16 protein-coding genes and 1 riboswitch are annotated in these 24,590 nt (G+C 54.0%); of the genes, 7 read left to right on the forward strand and 9 right to left on the reverse strand.

Features of this window, described 5'->3' with window-relative positions; genetic code table 11:
- Positions 1-35: 35 nt before the first annotated feature.
- Positions 36-989 carry a Coq4 family protein gene (locus AAC060_RS07070; RefSeq protein ID WP_339824344.1) on the reverse strand — a complete coding sequence of 318 codons (954 nt, stop codon included), beginning with the start codon at positions 987-989 and terminating at the stop codon, positions 36-38.
- A gap of 100 nt (positions 990-1,089) precedes the next feature.
- Here AAC060_RS07070 and AAC060_RS07075 point away from each other — a divergent pair, with 100 nt between their 5' ends.
- Positions 1,090-1,749 carry a TetR/AcrR family transcriptional regulator gene (locus AAC060_RS07075; protein WP_339824345.1) on the forward strand — a complete coding sequence of 220 codons (660 nt, stop codon included), beginning with the start codon at positions 1,090-1,092 and terminating at the stop codon, positions 1,747-1,749.
- Positions 1,750-1,766: 17 nt separating this feature from the next.
- On the opposite strand, the gene AAC060_RS07080 is transcribed toward AAC060_RS07075, so the two are convergent.
- Positions 1,767-3,203 (reverse strand): MFS transporter, encoded by a 1,437-nt coding sequence (locus AAC060_RS07080; RefSeq protein ID WP_339824347.1) that lies wholly within the window; start codon positions 3,201-3,203, stop codon positions 1,767-1,769.
- 10 nt (positions 3,204-3,213) lie between these two features.
- Positions 3,214-5,700, reverse strand: coding sequence for a TonB-dependent receptor (locus tag AAC060_RS07085; RefSeq protein ID WP_339824349.1), 2,487 nt, complete (start codon positions 5,698-5,700; stop codon positions 3,214-3,216).
- Between the two features lie 655 nt (positions 5,701-6,355).
- Here AAC060_RS07085 and AAC060_RS07090 point away from each other — a divergent pair.
- From AAC060_RS07090 to AAC060_RS07105, 4 genes are all read left to right on the forward strand, one after another.
- Positions 6,356-7,813 carry an alpha-L-fucosidase gene (locus tag AAC060_RS07090; protein WP_339824351.1) on the forward strand — a complete coding sequence of 486 codons (1,458 nt, stop codon included), beginning with the start codon at positions 6,356-6,358 and terminating at the stop codon, positions 7,811-7,813.
- 49 nt (positions 7,814-7,862) lie between these two features.
- A complete protein-coding gene (locus AAC060_RS07095) occupies positions 7,863-9,287 on the forward strand; it encodes an aldehyde dehydrogenase family protein (protein ID WP_339824353.1) in 1,425 nt (474 codons plus the stop codon).
- A 177-nt stretch (positions 9,288-9,464) separates the two neighbouring features.
- Positions 9,465-9,629: a DUF1328 family protein gene (locus AAC060_RS07100; RefSeq protein ID WP_339824355.1), complete on the forward strand. Its 165-nt coding sequence runs from the start codon at positions 9,465-9,467 to the stop codon at positions 9,627-9,629.
- Positions 9,630-9,707: 78 nt separating this feature from the next.
- Positions 9,708-11,627 carry an AsmA family protein gene (locus AAC060_RS07105; RefSeq protein WP_339824356.1) on the forward strand — a complete coding sequence of 640 codons (1,920 nt, stop codon included), beginning with the start codon at positions 9,708-9,710 and terminating at the stop codon, positions 11,625-11,627.
- A 44-nt stretch (positions 11,628-11,671) separates the two neighbouring features.
- Here the strand turns inward: AAC060_RS07105 and putA are convergent, their stop codons facing one another.
- The 5 genes from putA to AAC060_RS07130 all read right to left on the reverse strand — a co-directional run bounded on the left by putA (position 11,672) and on the right by AAC060_RS07130 (position 20,975).
- Positions 11,672-15,151, reverse strand: a complete 3,480-nt coding sequence (gene putA, locus AAC060_RS07110; protein WP_339824357.1) for a bifunctional proline dehydrogenase/L-glutamate gamma-semialdehyde dehydrogenase PutA — start codon at positions 15,149-15,151, stop codon at positions 11,672-11,674.
- A 234-nt stretch (positions 15,152-15,385) separates the two neighbouring features.
- Positions 15,386-16,297: an outer membrane beta-barrel protein gene (locus AAC060_RS07115; RefSeq protein ID WP_339824359.1), complete on the reverse strand. Its 912-nt coding sequence runs from the start codon at positions 16,295-16,297 to the stop codon at positions 15,386-15,388.
- Positions 16,294-18,123, reverse strand: coding sequence for a glycosyltransferase family 2 protein (locus tag AAC060_RS07120; protein WP_339824360.1), 1,830 nt, complete (start codon positions 18,121-18,123; stop codon positions 16,294-16,296). The genes AAC060_RS07115 and AAC060_RS07120 overlap by 4 nt, the downstream gene beginning before the upstream one ends.
- Positions 18,120-19,685, reverse strand: coding sequence for a hypothetical protein (locus AAC060_RS07125; protein WP_339824361.1), 1,566 nt, complete (start codon positions 19,683-19,685; stop codon positions 18,120-18,122). The genes AAC060_RS07120 and AAC060_RS07125 overlap by 4 nt, the downstream gene beginning before the upstream one ends.
- Before the next feature lie 24 nt (positions 19,686-19,709).
- A complete protein-coding gene (locus AAC060_RS07130; RefSeq protein WP_339824362.1) occupies positions 19,710-20,975 on the reverse strand; it encodes an NAD-dependent epimerase/dehydratase family protein in 1,266 nt (421 codons plus the stop codon).
- A 315-nt stretch (positions 20,976-21,290) separates the two neighbouring features.
- Between AAC060_RS07130 and AAC060_RS07135 the strand changes: the two genes are divergently transcribed.
- Complete coding sequence (locus AAC060_RS07135; protein WP_339824363.1) at positions 21,291-22,427, forward strand: endo-1,4-beta-xylanase; 1,137 nt, start codon at positions 21,291-21,293, stop codon at positions 22,425-22,427.
- 153 nt (positions 22,428-22,580) lie between these two features.
- Positions 22,581-23,705 carry a TIGR03032 family protein gene (locus tag AAC060_RS07140; protein WP_339824364.1) on the forward strand — a complete coding sequence of 375 codons (1,125 nt, stop codon included), beginning with the start codon at positions 22,581-22,583 and terminating at the stop codon, positions 23,703-23,705.
- Positions 23,706-23,763: 58 nt separating this feature from the next.
- On the opposite strand, the gene AAC060_RS07145 is transcribed toward AAC060_RS07140, so the two are convergent.
- Positions 23,764-24,111 carry a hypothetical protein gene (locus AAC060_RS07145; protein WP_339824365.1) on the reverse strand — a complete coding sequence of 116 codons (348 nt, stop codon included), beginning with the start codon at positions 24,109-24,111 and terminating at the stop codon, positions 23,764-23,766.
- Between the two features lie 220 nt (positions 24,112-24,331).
- A riboswitch (cobalamin riboswitch) is annotated at positions 24,332-24,543 on the forward strand.
- The last annotated feature ends 47 nt before the right edge of the window (positions 24,544-24,590 follow it).

Genomic DNA, 24,590 nt, shown 5'->3' on the forward strand with positions numbered 1-24,590 from the left:
GGCTTCTTTCATTCAATCATTCCGGCAATCGCTATTCAAGCAGCCGGCATAAGGGCGTCCATCATCCGCATTGCGTTACTGTCGATCGGATGAATTCCCATATCCGTGCGGATTTTACTAATCGGATCGGCAATGCGCTCGTGCCATGGTACCGCAATCAATTGTCTCGTGGCGCGGCCATGACGCCAGCCATCGAACGTAACGGACAGGAACATATCCATCACCATTGGCGTATGGTTGGAAAACTTGGTCGCGACAGTCGCCAAAAAGCGCGTCGAGTAATTTTGTCCGAACTGTGCCATTTGAAAGCCCGAAATCGCCACTTCGCCGGGTCCCGTAAACCCATAGCCTCCTACCAGGTGCCAGATATCGTGAAGTTGAAGGATACGGCGGTTGGTCCTGTTTTGCGCCGGATAGTCTCCCGGCAGAACCACGTTATCGGCATCAATCACCTCGATATCATATCCGTTCGAATTCAACATCGTTAGCAATTCGGTCGCCAGCGTATCCGTCGGGTATTTTTCCAGATCGGCAGTGGTGAGCCGCACTTCGGGTTGGGCAATCAGGTCGTGCACCCCGTCAAATTCAAGAAGTGCCTCTTCGCAGCAATCCAACATCCGATCGTCGTAAAGATCGCCCAGCGCGACAACTTGCAATGTCAAATCCAGCTCGCCATCGGTCAGCAAAGGCGGCGCTTGAACAATATTCCAGAATCCGTCCCATAATGGCCGGGGCAATGCGATACGCGGCTTTCCGGTTTTTACCCATGGCAATGCCTCGGTAATTTCAGCGGCGCGCTGGGCGCTGTCGTTGCTGGCTAAAGTCGCCGCGGCGATGGCGTCGAAGATCGGCACCTGGGCAACCGGATCGACAAACGCAGCTGTCGTCATCAGCGCAGCAATCCCCAGTATAGGTTGCTCCTCGAGCGGCGGCTGGCCCGTCTCGACCCATGTTTCGAATTCATTCTGCATTGATAGATCCATCGTCATAATCACTCTCCTAAAATCCCTTTTTTTGGAGATAACACTATAAAGATAGAATGATCAAGTTAGAACTGGCGCTCCCCTGTTTATTGACTATAATGGGGCTATGTCAGAACCAGCTAAAACCAGTTTTCCGAGGCGGACCGCGACAAAAGCGCGCACACGCCAGCGCATTGTCGATGCCGCCCGGCGCCTTTTTGTCACCCACGGTTATGCCGACGCAACAATGGCGGCAATTTCCGAGGCTGCCGATATCCATATAACCACTCTGTTCACGCATTTTTCGTCAAAGCGTAAACTCGCTGCCGAGATCGCTGTTGTGGCCGGCACCCGATTTCAATCCGTGATCGAAACGCAGCGCGAACAGGGTATCCCGGTGCTGATGTTTTGGCGGAACCAGGTAGCGCGAATTGCCCATGCTTATGAGCGCGACGGTGACGGACAGATCAATCTGGGACGAGCCATTGCCGGTGAACCGGAATTATTGCCCGTCTGGTTCGCCCATCAACGCCTCCAGATTACTTTGATGACGGATTATATAGCTGACGAACTCGGGATTGATCCGGTGGAAGATCGTCGCGCGCAAATGGTCGCTGCGATGTTGGTCGCGGGTGGTCGAATGGCGTTCGACCACTGGATCGAAAGTGGCCGTGCCGGAGACCTCGTTGCAGAAAACGAGCGGTTACTGGACGCTGCCGAAGCCGTGCTCGCGAACGGCGTGCCACTGATCAAACGCGGCACAGCGGGATCCGTAGATCCCGCCTGACAACACGATCCGGGCTATCATAACGTATTCTCGCCCAGTTGCCGGATATTCTCGATATGACGCGACCGGTTGATCGGATAATATGCGAGACAAATGATCGCGAGTATCGTCGCCAACAATGTCGTGCAGATATAGACGCCGGCAAGGCTTCGCAGAACGTCATCACCGACGAGTCCGGGTTGAGCATTATCGGGGAAATTGACGAAGGCGAGCAATAGGCCCGCTAATAAAATTCCCATGCCGGAGACAGCTTTGTTGACCATCGTCGAGGCGGAAAAGAGCAGCCCCTCGGACCGGTGCCCGGTTTCCAGCTGGATTTGGTCCGTGACATCCGCAACCATTGATACCGCCAGGATGCCACCTGCGATAGTGGCCATCATCGTGAAAGCGAACTGGCCCATCAACAGCCATAACAACATCGGTTCACCATTTGCTGGAAACAGATCCGCCAGCCGCAAAATCAATGGTGTTACATTGGAAACCAGCGCCAAACTGAACATCAGCAACGCAGACGATTTTTTCCCGAAACGTACAGACAGAGGCAGGACGACGACGAAAGCGAAGACTATGCCGATGACGCTGGTAGATGCGACCATGGCGATCTGGTTTGCGCTCAGTTCCCATAGATAGGTAGAGAAATACATTTGCAGAGCCATGTTGATACCGGAGGCGATGGCAAAAAACAGGCTGGCGAGAAGGATGGAAATATAAGAGGGGTGCACCAATATGCTCAACATTTCCTTCAGCATTTGTGATGTTGATATCGCTGCGCGGGGCGGCGGTGCCGGGCGCTTCAGCACTTCTGTTTGCGTGCCCAACGACGATATGAGGACCGATACCACCATGATGGCTGCCGCGACCCAAGCGTAGACTGCATAGCCCCCGGCGTTTAGGTGACCGACCGGTTGCTCCGGCGTCGGCTGCAGAAAATAGCCGAATGTCACGACTGTCATTCCAAGACCACCGCAAACGCCAAAGAAGAAACGGGCAGCGACGAGTTTTGTGCGTTCGTCATAGTCGCTGGTGAACTCGGCGAGCAGAGCGGTAGATGGAATTTCGTAAAGGCTGATAGAGAAGCGCACAAAAATTGCGGTCGTTACTAGCCATGCAAATTGTATCGTATTTGAGGCGTCGGGCGGCGACCAGAGCAACAGGTAGAAAAGCCCGATAGGCAAAGCGGCGGCATACATGAAAGGGTGCCGCCGCCCCAGACGGGAGCGGAAATTATCAGAATATTGCCCGAGCAAGGGATCGAAAAGTGCATCTGCGATCATGGCAATCATGATCGCAGATCCTACCCAGGCAGCCGGAAGACCAATGACCTGATTGTAGAATAGCATCAGAAGAGCGTTGAATCCGTGATCCTTGACGCCAAACGCTATAGTACCCGAGCCATAAAGAAGCCGTGTTGAAATTGGCAACTTGCCTCCGGTCGCCGAACTGGTTTGTGACACCCGCCGCTACCTATCGGAAGCGAATTTCGAGTTGAACACCGAAGGTTCGGGGTGGCGTCAACGAATATGACTGCGCCACCTCCAGTGTAGGCGAGGAAGCGAGAAGATCGCCCGTAGCGCTATCGTAACCCACGCTGTCAAAAACATTCTTTACGAATGCGATAACCCGGAAACGATCGTTACGTTCAGTCCAAATCGCACGCAGGTCAACCTGATCATAGGATGGCATACGGTTATATTCGCGGTTAAAAATGTTGCTATATGCCGCGCTGCGCCAGACATAATTGCCTGACAAGGATAACGTACCCGGGTCGAAATCGATGTTATACACCGCATTCACCGCAATCTTGTGACGCGGAGCGTTCGGCAGGCGCGCACCATCAACACTTTGCGGCTGCTGTCCTGCTACGATTGCACCCGACGGCTGAGCGCCGGGCTGGATAGCCAAGGGGTCCTCGCCATCCACAAAACAGCATCCGCTGTTAACACTTGAATCACCAAAGCCGTAATTCAATCCCAGTTGCAGAGCATCGGTCGGTTGCCAAGCCAGCTCTACTTCCGCTCCGTAGCTCTTTGAACTGTCCAGATTGAAAAATTCGGTAAGCTGTGCGCCCCCGGGCTGCGAAACCGTCAGTGGAACCTGAAGTCCCTGATAATCGTAATAAAAGCCAGCCAGATTGATCCGCAATTTTGTCCCAAGCGTCCGTTTATACCCTATTTCGTACGCATTCACATGCTCCGCGCCGGTTTGTGGTAGCGCCGAAATACCGCCCGCGTTGAATCCGCCCGATTTATATCCCCGGCTGTAGCGCAAGAATGCCAGTTCATCGTCTGTCGGTTGCCATTGGGCTGCGACAGTGCCGGTTACGGCATCCCAGCTGTTGGACAAGCCGCGGCTTGCGATACCGGTCGCCGGGTCGATCGTGGCAGCAGATGCGACGCCCGGTGCGGCGGCTAATGAAATTTGCGACGCAGTAATGTCGAGCGCTGGCGTCGACGTGCCGTAGAGATCGGGTGAGAACCCACCGCACCCTAAACACAGGAGGCGGAAGAATTCAGTGCCGCTTTTCTTGTCATGGGTATACCGCAGCCCGCCTGTCACTTTAAAATCGTCGGAGATCTGATAGTCGATCTGGCCGAACGCCGCCATCGATTTGGTGGTCAACGTCGATGCTGCATATACGAAATCACTAGACGGGTTGGCCGGTCCATTGGCCGGCATTTGCAATTGCACCTGATCGGGCGCGCGGAAGTGCGTTTCCTGCTTCAGCGTTTCCTGATAATAATATACACCGGCGACCCACTGGAGAGGTCCGTTGGTGTTTGAGGTAAGATTGAGTTCACCGCTGCCGAACGACTTTCTGTTGTTCAGGTCAACTTGTGACGACGGGAATACTGTCAAAGGGGCGCATCCGGGAATAAAAGCGCAGATCCCCCCACCTGCTGCAAGCGGGAATGTATAAGATATCACGCTGGTGTCATCGAGCTCAAAAGTGTTTTCGGTAAGATATTCCTGGTAGCCGCCGAGCAGGCGAACGTCGAAGGTCGGCAATGTCCAGTTTATGTCGCCGGTCACACTAAAATTGTCGCGCAAGCGCTCGGTCTGGGTCGTGTCGGCACTGAAGCGCCTGATGTCGTCCGCACCTGGTGGTGAAGGATTCGGATTCAGAGTAACGACCCCTGGAATTAAATAGCCAAAGGCAGCACCCGGGGTGATTGCTCCCGAAGGATAAGGTGAAAAATCATAGTCGCCAATGCGGTTGATCGTGCGCGGATTGAGGTCGGTACTCGCAGTGGATAGCTTGAGCCAGCCAACCACGTCCGGGCCAAGATCGGCTTCCAGTTGCAACTCGACATAGCGGCGCTCGCCCCGTCCTCCTTCACTGACTTTGGCAGCTTCATTTTTGAAATAGCCGGTATCCTGGTTGTGAAATGCGCCAGCCAGCCGCGCACGAAGTCCCTTGACTATCTCGCCTGACGCGGAAGCTTCCAGTGTATAAAGACCGTAATTCCCAACCGTGCCGCGCAAATCCGCGGTCAGTTCTTCGGTCGGTCGCTTGGAGATCGCGTTGATAGCGCCACCGATGGAGTTCCTTCCGTAGAGCGTCCCTTGCGGGCCACGCAATACTTCTACGCGTTCGATGAAAAAGTCTGATGCGGCGATCGAGTTGGTCGAAGCATCATATATTCCATCGGTATAGGTCGAGACGCCCGGATCGCTGCCGTTCGTATCCGTTTGCCGGCCGATGCCGCGGATAAAAACACGGTCGTTGCTGGCCGAATAGCTGAGCCCGGGTGTAAAATTCGCAAAATCCTGAAGTGTATTTATACCCGCGATCTGTCGCGCATCAGCTGTATAGGCGGATATCGGCAACGGCACGTCCTGAAGATTGACACTGCGCTTTTCAGCCGTGACGACGATTTCTGCGAGGCCGGAAGCGGCTGTTTCGTCGGCCGGCTGATCTGCCCCCGGCGCCGGCTCCTGTGTTTGTGCCACAACTGGCGTCCCTACAAATGCAACACTCGCAAGCATCCATGAAATGTTTCGCATAGCCATCCTCTCCCCTCGCCAGCGATCCGCTGGTCGATACCTAGAATAGTGATCCCGCTTGATACGGGTCTCACAATATTTGTCTCCGAACATGCCTTCTCGGCATCTCCTGAAACAGATGTTATAGTAGATTTATATATTAGTCTATAATCATATAATTATCTTGATAGATAAGTGATAATACGGCGGAATTCTGCGGGACATACGCCGTCTATTCCGCAGAAAAATCAGGATATCCATTGATATTGGTTTCGAAATTAATGCTGCTGCTGCGCTGCAATTTCGGGGAAATGAGAATCCCCTCTAACCGTCAACAGTTGAACTATAAGGCGGCACAGGTTGGCGCCTCTGATTTCGACCTTTACCTATATAATAGTTGTCGGATAGATTTTTATATGACAGTAGAATTAAGTGTCTCGATGTGTTTCATCACACCGACAGCGATCAAGCCACCACAAAGATGGAGGCAGAAAATGGGGATTGGAAAAATGGCTCGACAAATGCGCCAGATGAACTGGCCGAACATATCTCAAAAAAGAAAAATAGCGGTGATGCCAGCGCGTGTTCAATATTGCTCAACGCGATTCCGGGAGACCTTAACATGAGCTCATCGTCCTCCCTCGCGGAACTTTCTGCACGCAATCTACCTGAATGGTATGATGATGCAAAATTCGGGATATTCATCCATTGGGGAGCTTTCGCCATCCCCGGCTTTGCCCCTCGCCTGGGTTCGATTGGCGAAGCATTCGCCAAAGATTATGACCGGGCCGTTGCGATGGTCCCGTATACCGAATGGTATTGGAACGCGACCAAGGTTGAGGGATCTCCTTCGGCCGAGTTTCATAAAGCGAATTACGGTGACGCACCTTATACAGATTTCAAGCAACAGTTCGAAGACGGGTTGAAGGACTGGGATCCGGCTGCTTGGGCCGAGGCATTCCGTGATTCAGGCGCTCGCTATGTCGTCCTCGTAACCAAGCATCATGACGGCCTGTCACTCTGGCCCTCGGACATTGAGAACCCGCACGAAAAGAACTGGCACACGAGCCGTGACATCGTCGGTGAACTGGCGGCAGCGGTCCGCGCAGCCGGGATGCGGTTTGGCGTCTATTATTCGGGGGGCATTGACTGGACATTCAATCGTCGACCGATACGCACGCTTGGCGACTTTTTATCCTCAACGCCCGGAGGTGACTATCCGGCCTATGCAATGGCCCAAGTTCGCGAATTGATCGATAAATACGAACCCTCCCTGCTCTGGAATGACATATCGTGGCCCACTCCTTCCAAATCACTCTATCAGCTATTTGCCGATTATTATTCGGCTGTTCCTGACGGCGTGGTCAACGACCGCTGGGTCGCCGCCAGCCTTCCGCGAAATCTGCTCAAAATTCCGCTGGTACGGAAACTGATCGATTGGAAACTGAAGTCCGTCTTGAGTAAACGGAGCGGAGAGGAATCCAAGGGTATCATCCCGCCGCCAGTCCCGCACAGCGATTTCCGCACACCGGAATATGCGGCATTTGCCGAGATTCAGGTCAAGAAGTGGGAAGCTACCCGTGGCATGAGCCATTCTTTCGGTTTCAACCGCAATGACACCGAAGCCGATTATGCCAGCGCCGAGGAACTTCTTCATGATTTTATCGATGCCGTATCGCGCAACGGAAACCTGTTGCTGAACGTCGGCCCTCGCGGGACTGATGGAGGGATCCCGAACGAGCAGCTGAGACGCCTCAAGCAATTTGGTAAATGGCTACGGGCAAATGGCGACGCAATTTATGGAACCCGGCCGTGGACTCAATCGGATGGAGAGACCGAAGCCGGCCAGGCCGTGCGTTTCACCACCTCGCCCGGACGCGTCAACCTGATCTTCAAGGGCCCCGTTTGGTCCACCCAGTTGCTGGTGAAAGATCTGAAATTAGCGGGTGAGGCATTGCGACTGGATGATGCCAGCCCCGTTACGCTGGAACAGCGGGGAGCGGATATGCTGCTTACATTCAACAGCGCATGTTCCAACAAGATCGCTACCGCAGTCTCTGTGGCGGTTTCAGGTTCTTGAGACGCGCTGATAAATTCCTGCCAGAAATATGATGAACCGGAGACGATGAATGAAAAGCTATGAGCAAAACTACATAAACGGAAAATGGATCAGTTCAGATGGCGGCACTCCGCATCAGGTAATCAATCCGGCCACGGAAGAACCGTGCACAAACATTGTGTTAGGCTCGGCAGCAGATGTTGATGCCGCCGTTGCCGCCGCCACAGTAGCATTGAAAAGCTTCAGCCAGACTTCTCGTGAAGAACGATTAGCGTTACTCGGACGGATTGTCGAAGAATATCAGAAGCGCCTGCCCGATATCGCAAAGTCACTGGCAAGTGAAATGGGCGCGCCTGTCGGCTTGGGCATGGCGGCGCAAGGGCCCGCCGGTCTTGGTGGATTTTTGGGCACGATAGAGGCTTTGAAAGGCTTCCAGTTTTCCGAACAGCACGGTCCGAACACGATAATGTACGAACCCATCGGCGTGATCGGAATGATCACGCCGTGGAACTGGCCATTGAACCAGATTGCATTGAAAGTGGCTCCTGCCATTGCCGGCGGCAATTGCATGATCCTGAAGCCTTCCGAGGAATGCCCGGGCAACGCAGCCATATTGGCGGAAATCATGGACGCCGCTGGCGTTCCGGCGGGCGTCTTCAACCTTGTGCAGGGCGACGGTCCGACGGTTGGCGCTGCTATGTCAGCCCATCCTCAAATCGACATGATCAGCTTCACCGGATCGACGCGAGCCGGTATCATGGTGGCGAAAGCTGCAGCGGATACGGTGAAACGCGTGCATCAGGAACTGGGCGGCAAATCTCCCAATCTTGTATTGCCAGGCGCGACCCTCGAAGAGGTACTGCCGCCTACTATCAGCGGCGTGATGATCAACTCCGGTCAAAGCTGCATCGCACCGACCCGGGTGCTTGTTCACCGCAGCCAGAAAGCCGATGCCATCACTTTGGTGAAAAATATCGTGTCTGGTCAGGAAGTCGGCGATCCGATGTCCGAGGGCGCGCATATCGGTCCGGTGGTCAACAAGGCACAATATGACAAAATTCAGGACCTGATCCAGTCTGCCATTGACGAGGGAGCAACATTGGAAACCGGCGGCACCGACCTGCCGTCGAACGTCAATCGCGGATATTATATCAAGCCTACGTTATTCAGCGGAGTGACGCCGGATATGCGTATCGCCAAGGAGGAAGTCTTCGGCCCCGTTGTCACCCTGATGGACTATGACGATCTTGACCAGGCAATCGCGATAGCGAATGATACCGAATATGGTCTTTCCGCGGTCATTTCCGGTGATCCGGCAGAGGCTGCCAAAGTCGCGCCCAAACTTAAAGCAGGTATGGTCATAATTAACAATTGGGGCCCCGCGCCGGGTGCACCATTTGGTGGTTACAAGCAATCGGGCAACGGACGCGAAGGCGGTGTTTTCGGCCTCAAAGAATTCATGGAAGTGAAATCTGTCTCAGGCCTTCCAGCCTGATTTGAGCGCAGGATGATAGAGGGGAGAGGTCGCTGGCCGACAGCTGGCTTGCAGAACAATCGAATTCAAGATCATGCGGCACTGTGATTTTCGTCGCGATCGGCTGAAAAAACTCTTTTGTTGCAACCATCTCCCGGGGGATGCGTAACATAGCAATCCAATAGGTAGGAGATTGATATGTTACGCTACGCCATTATCTTCCTTGTAATCGCCGTTATTGCTGCCCTTCTTGGCTTTGGCGGCATTGCTGGTGCGGCTGCCGGAATCGCAAAAATAATATTCTATATATTCCTGGTGCTATTCGTTGTCGGTCTTGTCATGCACTTGGTCCGACGGGTCTAGGCCAGTTTCTGGATATTCCTATCGTCACATCTTTTTAGACATCAGCTAGGATATTCCGTTGCTCAGCATTCGTCCGATATGAACGTCACACGCCCGGCTTTTCGAAACAAGCGATGGCTGGCTATTATCGCCGTCATAATAGTGGCGTGTGGCGTTCTCTTGGTGCTCGCATTGGGAGCGGTTCCCGCTTCCATGATCCGGGGCCTGGTCACCAGCGAGTTGCGTGGAGCATCCGACCGTCCCGTCGAAATCGGGGTGTTAAGCAGGGATAGTTTTTTCTCTTATTCCCCTGTCATCACCGTCCACGATCTGCGGATTGGACAGCCGACTTGGGCGGGAAAATCGGATTTTGTGAAACTGCAGGCGATATCGGCGCGGGTTAATGTGTTCGATATAATAGCCGGCAAAAACAGTCTCGATAGCGTCACGATAGACGGCCTGGAAATATCTCTTGTCCGTGACAAGGACGGTCGCAAAAATTGGGAGTTCGGCGGTGACGGCGGCAATGCGTTGGAGTTTGCCGACGTTGTTGTCACAAACTCCCAGTTCAGTTTCAAAGACGAAAAACGGGACCTTGTACTCGCTGGCCCCCTAGCGATTGATGCTGAAAAGGGAGTGCGGATGACTGCAAGCGGCACTTTCCTGAACAGCAAAGCGGACTTCCAGTTCACCGGGCCCGCCCTCACGGGTGACAACCTAGATGCCGATTACCCTTTTACTCTGTCACTCCGATCGCCAGCACTGGATTTAACGAGCACCGGAAAGATGGCGGGAGGCCTGAATTTAGACCGCTTTACGGCGTCGCTTTCCGCCCGCGCACCTACGCTCAAAAATCTGGATAAAATTATAGAAGCAGGACTTTTCGGCACCCAACCGATTGACCTCCACGCCACTATACGTCACCAGAATAAGGACTGGTACATCGATGAATTAAACGGCTCGATCGGGCAATCCCGGCTTACCGCCAAAGCAAATATCTTGAAACGCGACGGTCGCACGAAAATTGATGCCACGGTCCATGCATCCCGCATGGACTTCGATGATTTGGCCGACGATGAGGGTCTTGCAAGAGCGGCCGCAGAGAAGAGGCGGATAGGCCCCAGGGTTCTTCCAAATACCAAAATTAATCTGTCAAAAATGGGCCCGACGGACGGTCAAATTGACTTCACCATTGCCCGGCTTATCTCTGGCAGAGACAGTGTCTTCCGCAGCCTGAAGGGCAAGCTGACGCTGGACCACCGCATCATCAACATTACCAATCTGGTCGCCGGAATGAAAAGCGGCCAACTTACAGGCAGTGTGCGACTGGATCATCGTAGCGGAGCACCCAAACTATCGACTGACTTGACCCTTGATGGCACTTCAATTGCGGATTTGATCGGCGATGATGATATTATCTCGGCAAAAATGCGGGGCCGGATAAAATTATCCGGCAGCGGCGACACAATCAGGGCAGCTCTTGAGAAAGCGAATGGCAAGGCGACGATGGTTGCCAGCGGTGGCAGCGTGCGGGCGACCGCGGCCCATGTTCTTGGCCAAAATCTCGGTGGAGCAATCGAAAAAATAATCGATGACCCAAAAGCGCGTGTTCCGCTGCGCTGTCTGGTGGTCAATTTCAGCGCAAATAATGGTATATTGACCCCCTCGCCGGTTGCCGTCGATACGACCGTGTCAATGGGACGCGCCGAAGGCAATATTGTTCTCGACGGTGAAAAAATTGCCCTGATCATGCGTGGCGGTGCAAAGGGCAAAAGCGCGCTGCATATCGTTGACCCGATCAGGATATCGGGAAGCCTGAACGCACCAACCGTTTCGGTTGCTGGTCTGGGACTTGCTCAGAAAGCCGAGAAGCCATCGCTTGGCGATGTCTTAACCGTCGCGACCAAATCTATTGGCAGCGCTCTGGGCATCGGCAAAGACGACAAGCAGGACGCAGCCTTTATCCGGAAACCGAAATCACTGAATTGCGATGCCCTTATTGACAACGCGATGCAATAATTGCCGGCATCGGCTCGTTATTCAGCCAGTGATGTCAAAACCCATTACGTCAAAAGCGAAACATTTCCGCCTGCAGCAGTTGTATCAATGCAAACATGTCGTTCAACCAAACAACGGTGGCCAAACTTCTCTTCTGTGATGATCGGGATCAGCGCCCCGTCGCGTTTGGCAAGCGCCCCACGGATCGCACGGATATCTTCGATTTCACTCCAGCAGACAACCGCATCTATACCCGTCAACGTGGACAAAGCTTCCCGAGGTATGAAGCCGTCAAGAGCATTTTCTCCGGTAACACCGGGCACGCAGATCAGCGATACACAACCTTGCTCCTGTGTCGTCTGCGCCTGTTTTGCGGCATCTTCCGGCGTTGGCCCGAGGCACAATATAGTCCCGCGCGCATAAGCAAACAGCTCGTTCGATTCCCCGGTTGGCCCGGGCATGATTTCAGAGCTGCGCGGCCGCGTATCAACAGCCGGGAGTTTGTCGAGAGCCGCTTGAACGGTTTCGAGCTTCAATTCGTCGCCGCTATTGACCAGTGATACGGGCCGGGAGCTTTGATAAAAGCGCGGCAGGTAATGTGGCCCGCCAGCCTTGGGACCGGTGCCGGAAAGCCCTTCTCCGCCAAAGGGTTGCGAACCGACAACTGCGCCGACCTGGTTCCGATTGACGTAAATATTCCCGACCTTCATCGCACTGGTCAGCTTGTCGATACGGCGCTCGATCCGGGTCTGCAGACCAAACGTCAGCCCATATCCGCGGCCATTAATATCGGTGATCACCTTGTCGAGCTCGCCGCTCTTGAATGTGGCAACATGCAGGACTGGACCAAATATTTCTTCTTCCAGATCGTCAATGCCACTGACCTTGATGACCGCCGGTCCGACAAAATAACCATCATCGGAATAGTCGAGCTGTTTCAGCAGCCTGCCCTCGGCCTTTGCGGCGGCGATATGCGTGCTGATCTTGTCATGGGCCGCCTGATCGATGACAGGCCCGATATCGGTCGACAGCCACCAGGGATTGCCCATCTCCGTTGCGTCCATTGCACCATATAGCATGTTCAGAAATGGCTCGGCGACATCCTCTTGCAGATAGAGCACCCGCAAGGCCGAGCAACGTTGCCCGGCGGACTGGAATGCAGAGGTGATAATATCGCGAACCGATTGTTCCGGCAAAGCAGTCGAATCCACGATCATGCAGTTGAGACCACCGGTCTCAGCGATCAGAAGCGAGTCCGCCTGACCATTTTTCGCTATATTTCGGTTTATGGTCTGTGCGGTGGCGGTTGAGCCAGTGAAAACTACGCCTTGAACGCGCGGGTCTCCACTGATCGTGGCGCCCACTGTCGCACCGGCACCCGGCAGCAACTGGAGGGACTCCACGGGCACACCAGCTTCGTGCAGCAAATTGGTCGCGAGGGCTGCAATAAGGGGAGTCTGGTCCGCCGGTTTCGCCAGTACCGCATTGCCCGCGGCAAGCGCCGCAGCCACCTGACCGGTAAATATCGCCAGCGGGAAATTCCATGGAGAGATGCAGCTGATTATTCCGCGCGGCTTGCCATCGACGTATTTCTCCGCTTCCTTGGCGTAATAGCGTAAAAAGTCGACTGCTTCGCGCAATTCCGCGATCGTATCGAACTGTGTCTTTCCCGCTTCCCGTGCCAGCAACGCAAAAATTTCGCCGTGATGATGCTCGTAGAGGTCGGCAGTTCTCCGCAATATTCTGGCCCGTTCGGCTACCGGAGCATCCCAGACGCGCGCATCTTCTATGGCTGCAAGCGCCTGGCTTTCATCAGCCTCGATCACTTCGCCGACCTGACTGTCCACCCGTGCCGGATTGAATATCTTTTTTGAGGTTCCGCTGGTAACTGGCCGCACAGTTATAGCTGACGAACGCCATAGCTTCTCGGCGAACGGCGCGCGCTCTGCAACATATTCATTCATATCGGTGCGATTGGCCAGATCCCAACCGCGCGAGTTGACGCGCTCCGGCTGATACAGATCAGCAGGCCTGATGATCTTCGACTGGCTGGATTGCTGATCGGCCTTCAGCGTCTCGAAAGGATCAGTTGCGATCAATTCGGCGGCGACCGTATGATTGGCCAGCTGGTTGACAAAAGACGAGTTCGCGCCATTTTCTAGCAGGCGCCGCACCAGATAGGCGAGCAATTCACGATGCTTGCCGACCGGCGCATATATCCGTGACCGGACTTTTTCGTTGCGAAGCAATGCATCATGCAATGTTTCGCCCATGCCGTGCAGTCTCTGGAATTCGAAATCCTGATTGTTGCCCGCCATTTCCAATATGGCCGCAACGCTGTGGGCATTATGGGTAGCAAATTGTGGGTAGATGCGATCGGTCATTTTCAGCAACTGGGACGCGCAGCAGATATAGCTGATATCGGTCGCCGATTTTGTCGTGAATACCGAAAAATCGGGCACGCCATCCATTTGCGCCCGCTTGATCTCGCTGTCCCAATAGGCGCCTTTGACCAGACGAACCATGATCTTTCTGTCGAGTTGGGTCGCCAGCGAATAAAGCCAGTCGAGTACGAAGCTGGCCCGTTTGCCAAAGGCCTGGACAACAACGCCCAGGCCGTCCCAGCCGGTAAGACGCGGATCGCTCAGCACCATTTCGATCATGTCGAGCGATATGCCAAGTCGGTAAGCTTCCTCGGCATCGATATTCAGGCCGATATTGGCGTCGCGCGCAGCGCGTGCCAGTTCACCGACACGTTCGGCAAGATCGGGAACAGCCTTGGCCTGCTGACTCATCTCGTAACGGGGATAGAGAGCCGATAATTTGATCGAAAGACCGGGATTTTCCCGCAAGTCATCGGAATCCGCGACTTTTGCGATCTCCCTGATCGCATCGGTATAGGCGGCGAAATATTCATCCGCGCCTTCCTGCGTGATCGCGGCCTCTCCCAACATATCATAGGAATAGGTGGCGCCCTTGGCCTTCCACTTCTCTGCCCGCTTCAGGGCAAGCTTCATATCTTCCCCGAGCACGAATTGATTGCCCAGCTCTTTCATCGCCTGACGCACAGCGACGCGGATCACAGGTTCGCCCAAACGTTTGATTGCACCCCGGAGAGCGTCCAGCGGCCCGCGGCTTTCGGGCTTGTTGATCACACTGCGCGTCATCTCAAGCGCATAGGTGGACGCATTGACCAGCGAGCTTTCCGACTGGCCGATATGGTCGCGCCAGTTGGATGGGCCGATCTTGTCTTCGATCAGCGCATCGATCGTCTGATTATCCGGCACGCGCAATAGCGCCTCTGCCAGTGTCATCAGAGCCAGGCCCTCGTCTGTAGACAGACCATATTCACCCAGAAAGCTCTCGGTCAGCGTCGGCCCCGAAGCACTCCGCACGTCCCGGACAACCTGTATCGCGCGCTCCTGAATACGCTTGCGTGTCTGCTCGTCCGGACCGTAATTCGATATCAGATGCTCGAGAATCTCGGCTTCATCGGTGCGATGATGCGTGCGGATTTTTTCCCGGTAGTCCATCAGAGTGTTCATGGGGCGAAGCCTTCCTAACAAATTTACCTACGTGGTTTTCGGATCGAGGGGTTCGGATATAATTGTGTGAGCAGCCGCGGATCACCGGCGGCGCCGTGTGATTCCTAACTGAGAAGAAGCTGCTATCGCATTTCCAGTTTCAAACGCAACCTTTGTCACGAGATCGGCAATAACTTGCGCATATCCAATAGTGCTGCCGGTCCGTGATATTCTCGTCGCGATCGACGCACGAACCTATCTGTTTCCCAAGATAAAGCGGAGGCCTACCCGGCCGACAAAACCGTCAAAGTCCCGAACCGGCACATTGGACGCGTTGCTGACATATCCCGCCTCGCTAAATATCGAAACCTGATTCCAGACCTGATAGTCGAGACCGGCGGTAGCCCGTATATGCGTATCCGAGCGGCGCACGGGGTAAAGCGTCGAAAAATCGTCTTCATAATCGCGCTGCACGACGGAGAAACGGGCGACGCCGGTCAGCTTGTCAGCCAGTGGCGTGCTGCCCACCAGACGAAAACCATATCCGGTATAGCTGAAGCGGCCGTCATCGGCATCATGCTTCATTCCGAGCAGTGACATATTGATCGATGTTGGGCCACCGTCAGGACGCCAGTTGTGACGCAATTCGGCAAGCCATTCGGATTGATCGAAGCCGGTAAAGCGATCCTCCGACTGGTTGCGGAAGCCGTAACGCAAGCGGCCCGTAGTGGTATGTTCTCTGGAGTGGCGATGGATTATCTGCGCTTCGGCCCGCGGCCGGTCAAACACGCGTCCGTCGTCACCCAGAACATATTGATATTCAGCGCCGAGCCGCAATCGCATGGCCCCCTTGTTTGCCAAAGGAAAGTCACCGCGAATGCTGGGACCGAATGCGTAGCGATTGAAGCGGCTGTCCTCCGGGTAGACAGCGATTTCTGCACCAAAATCGACCAGCAACGCCCCTAGATCATAGCCCAGCCGGACCTCGCTCTCGATGGCGCTGGCAATGCGGTCTTGATCGCTCCCATTTTCGATGATGTCGGCCGGTACGACGTCTCGCCCTGCCAACAATTCTGCGGTGGCAAAAAATTCGTTGTCTTTTGCCTTCGCAGCACTGCTTGCAGGAACCGCCAGGGCTAAAGTCATGAGCAGAACAGATATTTTCATTGGCTTGCATCGCTTTGTGTCGAGAGAGAGGGTTTGCGGAAGGATTTGGCCGTCCGAGTAATCGGAATGGTCAGCACGGATTCCAGAGTGAACCACGCGCGCATGACGCGAAACAGCACATATTCCGGTATCGCCAATAATGCATCGGGCCTCCGGTTGATCAGAACCGCCGCGACCGCGACCAAGACCGGGGCGCCGATCAGCACCGCGGCAATCGCCTGCCACACCAGCGGACTGGTCGGATCTGTGTCGGTAAAAAAATGGAATATGCCGAAAAGAAGAATCGGAACCATCATTGCCCGGCGTGCGGAATTCAGCAGCATATAGGGCAAAATGAGTTTGCCGCGCATGGTCAAAGAAGACGAAGTGATGATGTCCTGACAACGGGAAGAGACGTGATAGACGGAACGGAACCAACGCAACCGTTGCTCGCGCAAATGCGCAAAGCTGGTGGGCACTTCCGAGACATAGTGGATGCGATGATCGACGATAGCCCGATAGCCCATTTCACCGATCCGCAATGACATGTCAGTGTCTTCGCCATTCATACCCGCTGCAAATTCGCCGACACTCTTAAGCGGTCCGGTCCGGTAAGCCGCAAACATGCCGGGCACGCCGACAAGGCCCCACAATGAGCTGAGCGCTGGAGAATAATAGCCATGCTTTACCAGCACCTCGACCAGCCGGGCGCGGTCGAAAATGGCGCCACCGGGGGGCAAAGGTATGCCGCCAACGACGCCGATTTCATCGTCGGAGAAATTCTGCACGGCAAGACTTATATTGTCAGGTCCGATGAGCGTATCTGCATCGATGCGGATGGTGATCGGATGCCGGGCTTCCTGTATACCGCGATTGAGAGCGTGCGCCTTGCCGCTTTGCGCGACATGAACGATCCGCCCTTGTAACGAAGTCGCCTCATCGATTGCTGCCTGCGCGACCGTTGCCGTATCATCTGTAGAAGCATTATCCAGCACGATGAGTTCTACGAGCTCGCCATAATGCAGCGCCGCCTGATCGATATGGCGGATCGTATCTGCGATTATATATTGTTCGTTATAGGCGGGCACAATGATGCTGACGGGGGAGCGATAATCCTCCTTTGCATCTAATCTGCGCTCGATCACGCTGATCACATATAGCTGAAGAAAAAGCAGTGGCAGAAACAGCAAAACACCCGGACCGATCCCGCCCAACAACGTGATGTCCCGCAGTCCTTCAATGACCGCAAAATTTGAATAGCCGACAAACCCCGACAGGGCTGCTGCAATCACCGCAGTCGCTGCCAAGCGCAACGCCGGACGGAGATTTTGATTCTCCCCAATATCCATATCGACTTTGTCCGGCATTGATCCGCGCTCCAGCAGCATCAGCGAAAACAAACCAAAGCCGATCAATCCGGCAAAAATCTGCACCACCCCGAGAGCATAAGGATCGCCAAACAAGGACAGGAAAATAGTGTTTATCAGATCCAGCAAGCAACAGATCAGGAGAAATCGCAGAACAAGATCAAAACCGAAAAACAGCCGGGCCAAGACAGAGCCACTGCCGTAGCAGGCAAAAGCAATGTAAAAGGAGACAATATAGGTCCGGATAGCGATCGAATTCTGTCCGGTATAAGGTGCAAAAATATAGTCGCGTTGCGGAAACAACCAGTCGACCTGCCCTGTTCCGAATATCCAGAGCTGGAACAATGCCAGAAGACAAAAAGTCAGCAGCATGGCCGGCACGCGAAATGGCGATATCGAAGTAGCCAGACCCTGCGGGCGGCTATCGACCGATCCAAATTGCGCTTCTCGCCTGGAATCGCCAGATTGAGGCTCGGTCAACCAGCATTTCCAGACTGGCGATTATCCTTGCCATTGCTCGGGATCGAAATCAGCAAGGCTATTGCAGGAGCCGTTAGCGCCTCAATCTGACTCGCAGGGCGAACAACAATTCCGACATTGCGGTCCATTGATCGGTAAATGACCCAGTCTGTAGGTTGCGCACCTTTTTTCGCAATGCCCGCAGCAAGATCACCGATCACGATGCGAATGTTTGCACCCGACGTCCCTTTTACAAAAGACAATCCGCGAGGTTCTAGTTGACCCAGCAATTGTGCCACCGCCTGGGCATCCACAGCAGTGTTGATATCGCCAACGAGCGCAACCATATTAGCAGCACGCAATTGCGCCTGCAAAATCGAGAGATTGCCTGAAGCTTTCTCCCCTCCCCCTCTCAACATCGTCTCCGGCAATAATTCGGCCATGGACTGGGTTTCGGTCCCACAGCGATTGAGGTTCAGATCAGCTTTGGCGAGGGATATTTCCAGCTTATTTTCCGATTGCTGATGTTTGGCAGGAAGCAAAAGGGATTGGCTTATGCGTTCCGTCTGAGCAGGGAGGCGACGCGAAAACAACATATGATCGTTCAGCATGACGGTGAGATCATAGCTAGCATCGTTACCGGTCGGCCCGACAGCCAGCCGCATATCCAAAGCGGAAGGCAAAATCTGTTCGGGCAAGTCCTTTGCATTATAGTGATAGCGCCAGCTGGTCCGACGATCGAATTTTCTTGTACCGCGATTTATGCTCGTATCGGCAATCGCGATTGGATAGGCTGCTCCGACAAAAGATTTGCCACGGCTTTTGGCTTCGCCGGACAATTTATTCAGAGCAGTGCTATCCAGGCCATTGGTTCCGAACTGGAGCGAATAGCCTTTCTCGACCAGACGGGCAGCGTGGACGATCGTCACCAACTCATCTGCATTATCATTTTTGGCATTCCACAAAACCGGAACACGGTCGCCCCAAAGAGCAAGCAGGTCCCTGGTCGTATCGACCGGTTTGGAAAGCTCAAGCCGCATTCCACTTTCCGGTTTGATCTCGACGACCGCAGCAATAGAATCATCGACCGAACATTGGGCTATTGGGCCACGACCCTGCAAGCTCAACCCCACATCAAGAGCCTCGGAGGAAAGTTCCGTGGCGGTCAGCTCAATCTCTACTTTCTGCTGAACTTTGCTTTGATTCAACAAAATATCGGCGCGCTTGATACCATTTATAGAAACACGCAAAACGCCTTCAACGCCATCGGAGACACGACTTGAGAATACCAGCTGATACCGGCCCTTAACCGGACGTGCATTTATGGGCAGACGGAATATTTGGCCTGTATAAGATGGCAAGCCGCTGAGGATGAGCGGAATATCCGTATTTTGTCCGGTAGTAAAAACATCGGTCCCGCTGGTAACAGAGCCTCGCTCTGCCGCACCTTCATAGTCGGAAAATTGCAGTTGATCGCTGCCGGAAAGTTTGCTCCAGCCAGTCTTGAAAGCACCGCCCTGCCCCAAAAGGACAAGAACTCCTGCCAGCAAAAAGGCCAGCAATCCTACACCGATTAATCTCATTATATTCTTCTTTTCGCTATATTATTACGCGGCTTGCCGGTTCGGATTTTGGCTTAGTGAATCGACAACCTGGCTTTTGATATCGCCTGCACTCCCAGCATCCAGAGCATTGGAACGATCTTCATTCCAGGCCGTACGGGCCGGGATTTTGGCAAGGTTGATCCGGTCCTTGTAACGCGATGATATCTCTAACGTATCGTCGAGCAGACCGGCTGCGAGCAATATCGGATCAAGGCCAAGTGACCGCAAATGCCTGTTGCTGACATTAAGATCATTTTCCTCAGCTTCCTTGCGCGGGTTCGGGACATATGCAATTTCAGCGCCGGTGAGACCCGAAACCAGTTGTGCCAGTTCCTTGACCCGCAAGGTTTCAGCAACCTGATTGAGAATCTTCACGGGGCTACCCGCTGCCGGAGGATTATTCACGGCAAGTTCGACGCAGCGAACGGTATCCTGAATATTGATGAAAGCACGGGTTTGCCCACCGGTACCATGCACCGTCAGCGGATAGCCGACTGCGGATTCGACCAAGAACCGGTTCAATACCGTTCCATATTCGCCATCATAATCAAACCGGTTAACTAGCGCCGGGTGGAGCCGGGTTTCCTTGGTCTGCGTGCCCCATACAATGCCCTGATGCAGATCGGTTATGCGCATCTTGTCGTTGTTGGCGTAAAATTGAAACAGCAACTGATCCAGTGATTTGGTCAGGTGATACACACTGCCGGGATTTGTCGGATAGAGGATATCACGCTTGTGCCGCTGGCCTTCGTCATCGGTCACTTCAACCGGAAGATAACCTTCCGGCAGTTGGAAACCAGCACCGGAATATCCGTACACGCCCATCGTGCCGAGATGCACCAGATGGGTGTCCAGCCCGAGTTCGGTCAGAGCCACAAGCACATTATGCGTCGCCGACATATTATTATCGACGGTATAGCGTTTTTCCTTCGCGCCGCGCATTGAATATGGGGCCGCGCGTTGCTCGGCAAAATGCACGATCGTATCCGGACGAAGTTCTTCAAGAAAATCGGAAAATTCCTGATAGTCCTTGGCAATATCGATGACGGCATAGTCAATCCGGTTTCCCGAGACTTCTTCCCACGCCTCTACCCGGACGTCGATTGGTTCGATCGGAGTCAGGCTGCGGATGCCGAGTTCAAGGTCGATCCGCCGGCGCGACAGGTTGTCCAGGATGGTGACGTCATGACCGATGGACGAAAGATGCAAGGCCGTTGGCCAACCACAAAATCCGTCTCCGCCAAGCACAAGTATTTTTTTGCCGTTCATATCGGGGGCCTATTCTTTTAGTGTTGCTGTTCTATCGGGCTAGCATCTCTATCGGGCTAGCTCCCTGGCCAGGTACTACTGGCGCGCAATATCTCGCTGCGCAGGTTTGATGTGCAGGTCTTTGCCCCCGACAACAAGAATCGAATACATCCTGTTAGACTTGTTTACATGTCAAGATGTCGCAGATTTCCTTATGAATTCAGAGTTAACAACCATTAACATACTGGAAAGTCGTCAGGTTTTTCGAATGACCAAGGCCGTTGACATTCCTTGTCCACACCAGCTTAATCTCCGCAAAAGGGAGCAAGATCAAAGATGATGAGGCCGGTCTTGACACGCAGGGAGATGTTGTCCGGTGCGATTTCGGCAGGATTGGCGGTCGGATCGCCGTTTCGGTCGATGGCTGCTGCCGCGCCATATAAGTCCCTTGCTACGATTGCCGGCGCACGCGGCATTTCTTTCGGGAGCGCGGTATCGGCCCGATGGCTAGATGACAAAAAATTTGCCCGCTTGGTAGCGCGCGAGTGCGATACCATCACGGCGGAAAATAGTCTCAAGTGGAAATATCTCGAACCAGAACACAATGGACGCGACAGCGGGCCGGCGAAGAAGCTTGCGAAATTTGCACGGAGCAACGGCTTGGCACTCCGCGGTCATTGCTTCCTTTGGAATCATGATGAGCGTATGCCAGCCTGGCTGGTTGAAAAGATGGATGGCTTGCCCCGTGATCGAAGACAGCGACTGGCCGAGCGGATGTGGCGACACGCGGCTTATCTTGGCCGGGCATTTCCGGAGATCACGTCCTGGGATGCGGTCAATGAAGCTATTGATCCTAGAAGCGGTCAAATTCGGGCTACCGCTTTGAACAGATTGATGGGCGAACGCTTCATCGATCTAGCCTTCAAAATGATGAAGGCGAAAGCACCCGCGGCACAGCTTGTTTATAACGACACGATGAGCTGGGAGGCTTCACCAGTCCATCGCAATGCGCTTCTGCGCTTGCTTGAGCGTCTGCTGGCACGCGATGTGCCGATTGACGCTCTCGGCATCCAGAGCCACCTCGGTAATACGCTGGGCAGACCCCGGGATGAAGTCGGCTGGCGCCTTTTTCTGGAAGAAATCGCGGCTATGGGGCTGGATGTTATCGTGACCGAACTGGATTGCAGCGATCGCAATATAGAGAATATGGACCCTGAATATCGTGACGAGGAAACCGCGGCCTATACCAAAGCCTATCTCGACCTGACGCTGGACTTTCCGAATGTAAAGCAAATCATAACATGGTCTCTGGCGGATCAGGTCAGCTATATGAACCGTCCCGGCTATCCGGATTACAAGCGCAGGACCGACGAGCTGCCATTGCGCGGCCATCCGTATGACGAACGTTTGCGTCCGAAGAAGATGCGCACAGCAATTGCCGACGCCCTGCTCTCGGCTCCGCTTCGCCGATGATTATTCCACGCATCCGCAGCAGTGGTTAGTTGCGGATAAAGGGCCGATCGGTGATATGGCCCGGGACCAAGGGATTAACGGTCAAAATTCCCTTTTATCTTGTGACCGGATGACGGATTTGGCACATGCATTGGAAATCAGTGGGGGCATGGTGTGGCAAAAGAAAAACCGGCGGAGGCAGGAAAGAGCGTAAAAGCTTCGCAGAAAAACACCACTAATCCAACACAGGCGGCCCCTCCGACGCAGCCGGACGCGGCCAAGATTGACATAGATTTCTCGCACGGGCTCGCCGCGTTTCTCGCCGCGAACGATATCTCGCTTGGCTTCACATCCTATCAAACCGGACGCCTGTATCTGATCGGCTCCGGTCCGGATGGAAAGCTTGCCCTGCATGAAGCGCAATATCCGCAAGCCATGGGCGTCGCGGGCGACAGCGAGCGGATATACCTGGGGACCTTGACCCAGGTTGTCCGGCTAGAAAATGTGCTCGCGGCGGGTCAGACCGCCAATAATGTGCACGACAAGGTCTATGTGCCGCGCAATATGCAGACCACCGGCAATATCGACATTCATGAACTGGGCATCCGCAAGAACGGGCGGTTGGTCTATATCAACACGCGCTATAGTTGTCTGTGCGAACCCGATATCAAGCATAGTTTCAAGCCGATCTGGAAACCGGATTTTATCAGCAAGCTTGCGCCGGAGGACCGCTGCCATCTCAACGGGCTGGCTATGGTGGACGGCGAACCTAAATATGTCTCGGCCGTCTGTTGCAGCGATGTCGTCGATGGATGGCGTGACCGGCGCCATGATGGTGGCGTAATCATTGATATTGATAGCAACGAGATCATGGCGGAAGGCCTGTCGATGCCGCATAGTCCGCGCTGGTACGACGGGAAATTATGGGTACTCAATTCCGGCAGCGGTGAACTTGGCTGGATCGACCCCGAAGACAAGAACTTCCAGTCCGTGGCCTTCTTCCCTGGCTTCCTGCGAGGGCTGGCGTTTCACGGCAATTTCGCCGTCACAACCTTATCAAAGCCACGCCATGGCCGTTTTGAAGGGCTGGCACTGGACGACAAGCTGGAGGAAAAGGATGCCGATGCTTGGTGCGGTGTGCATATCCTCAATCTGGAAACGGGTAATGTCGCCCATTGGCTCCGCTTTGATGGCGCGATCACCGAATTGTTCGACATCTGCGTATTGCCCGGCGTACGCAACCCGATCACCTTAGGCCCGAATTCAGCCGAAATCAGGGATTTTATCACGTTTGAATGAACGGTCGTTATTCAAAGACCGACACCTCTGGAAAACTAGTTTCCCAGAAGCGACGCCATCAATCCTCCTTGACGGGTCGCGTGCTCGAACTTGCAAATCCGGCATAACCGTCGGTAAAGGCAAATAATACGCCATCGGCTTCTTCGGTCGCATAGCTAGTCGCTTCGCTTTGCGAACTGCCAAATTCCATTTCGTCCTTTTTCATCGCGGCGATCATGGCATTGCGTTCGTCAGAACAAGCGGTCTGGACGGCCTTTTTGAAAGTACCAGTCCCGACTTTTTCATCAAGCTGGGCGTTTGTGAATTCGACCAGGCAATTGGAATAGGCGACACGTGCGGTTCCCGCGTCGGCTACATTGGTGGCGGATGCAGCGCTGAACAAGGCTATACTCAAAAATGCAAACATGACGATCAATCCTCTAATAATGACCGACTATAGCATATTTAAAATCGGTGAGCGAAGCAGATTCAGCATCCCTTATCTCAGATATTATCTCAATATATCAGCCTATTATAAGATCGCCATGATATTCCCTCAGCCTGTTCTCGGAGAGATTGAACGCATCCGCGCCCGACTCGTGCTCTAAAATCCAGTTTGGGCTTGCAACCCGGATGGTTTTGAGAGAATGGGGCCCCAGATATAGGGTTTCTCTTAATTGAGAATTCAATGGGAAATCGGTGAGAATGGGGTTTGCGCCCGGTTCAATCCCGGTACTGCCCCCGCAACTGTAAGCGGCTAGCTGATATGCCACAAGCCACTGGATCTCCGGATCTGGGAAGGCGCATGTTCAGCAGCGATCCGCAAGTCAGGAGACCTGCCCTATATCGTCGTTCTTCAGCCGGACGGGGTGTGTCGGGTGAACGGGGATTTCCCCTGCGTAGCGG

Source organism: uncultured Parasphingorhabdus sp., assembly GCF_963975555.1.
Lineage (GTDB): Bacteria > Pseudomonadota > Alphaproteobacteria > Sphingomonadales > Sphingomonadaceae > Parasphingorhabdus.

Coding starts and splice junctions, on each gene's coding strand:
- AAC060_RS07070 (WP_339824344.1), bottom strand. CDS start 989: ATGACGATGGATCTATCAATGCAGAATGAATTCGAAACATGGGTCGAG.
- AAC060_RS07075 (WP_339824345.1), top strand. CDS start 1,090: ATGTCAGAACCAGCTAAAACCAGTTTTCCGAGGCGGACCGCGACAAAA.
- AAC060_RS07090 (WP_339824351.1), top strand. CDS start 6,356: ATGAGCTCATCGTCCTCCCTCGCGGAACTTTCTGCACGCAATCTACCT.
- AAC060_RS07095 (WP_339824353.1), top strand. CDS start 7,863: ATGAAAAGCTATGAGCAAAACTACATAAACGGAAAATGGATCAGTTCA.
- AAC060_RS07100 (WP_339824355.1), top strand. CDS start 9,465: ATGTTACGCTACGCCATTATCTTCCTTGTAATCGCCGTTATTGCTGCC.
- AAC060_RS07105 (WP_339824356.1), top strand. CDS start 9,708: ATGAACGTCACACGCCCGGCTTTTCGAAACAAGCGATGGCTGGCTATT.
- putA (WP_339824357.1), bottom strand. CDS start 15,151: ATGAACACTCTGATGGACTACCGGGAAAAAATCCGCACGCATCATCGC.
- AAC060_RS07115 (WP_339824359.1), bottom strand. CDS start 16,297: ATGAAAATATCTGTTCTGCTCATGACTTTAGCCCTGGCGGTTCCTGCA.
- AAC060_RS07125 (WP_339824361.1), bottom strand. CDS start 19,685: ATGAGATTAATCGGTGTAGGATTGCTGGCCTTTTTGCTGGCAGGAGTT.
- AAC060_RS07130 (WP_339824362.1), bottom strand. CDS start 20,975: ATGAACGGCAAAAAAATACTTGTGCTTGGCGGAGACGGATTTTGTGGT.
- AAC060_RS07135 (WP_339824363.1), top strand. CDS start 21,291: ATGATGAGGCCGGTCTTGACACGCAGGGAGATGTTGTCCGGTGCGATT.
- AAC060_RS07145 (WP_339824365.1), bottom strand. CDS start 24,111: ATGTTTGCATTTTTGAGTATAGCCTTGTTCAGCGCTGCATCCGCCACC.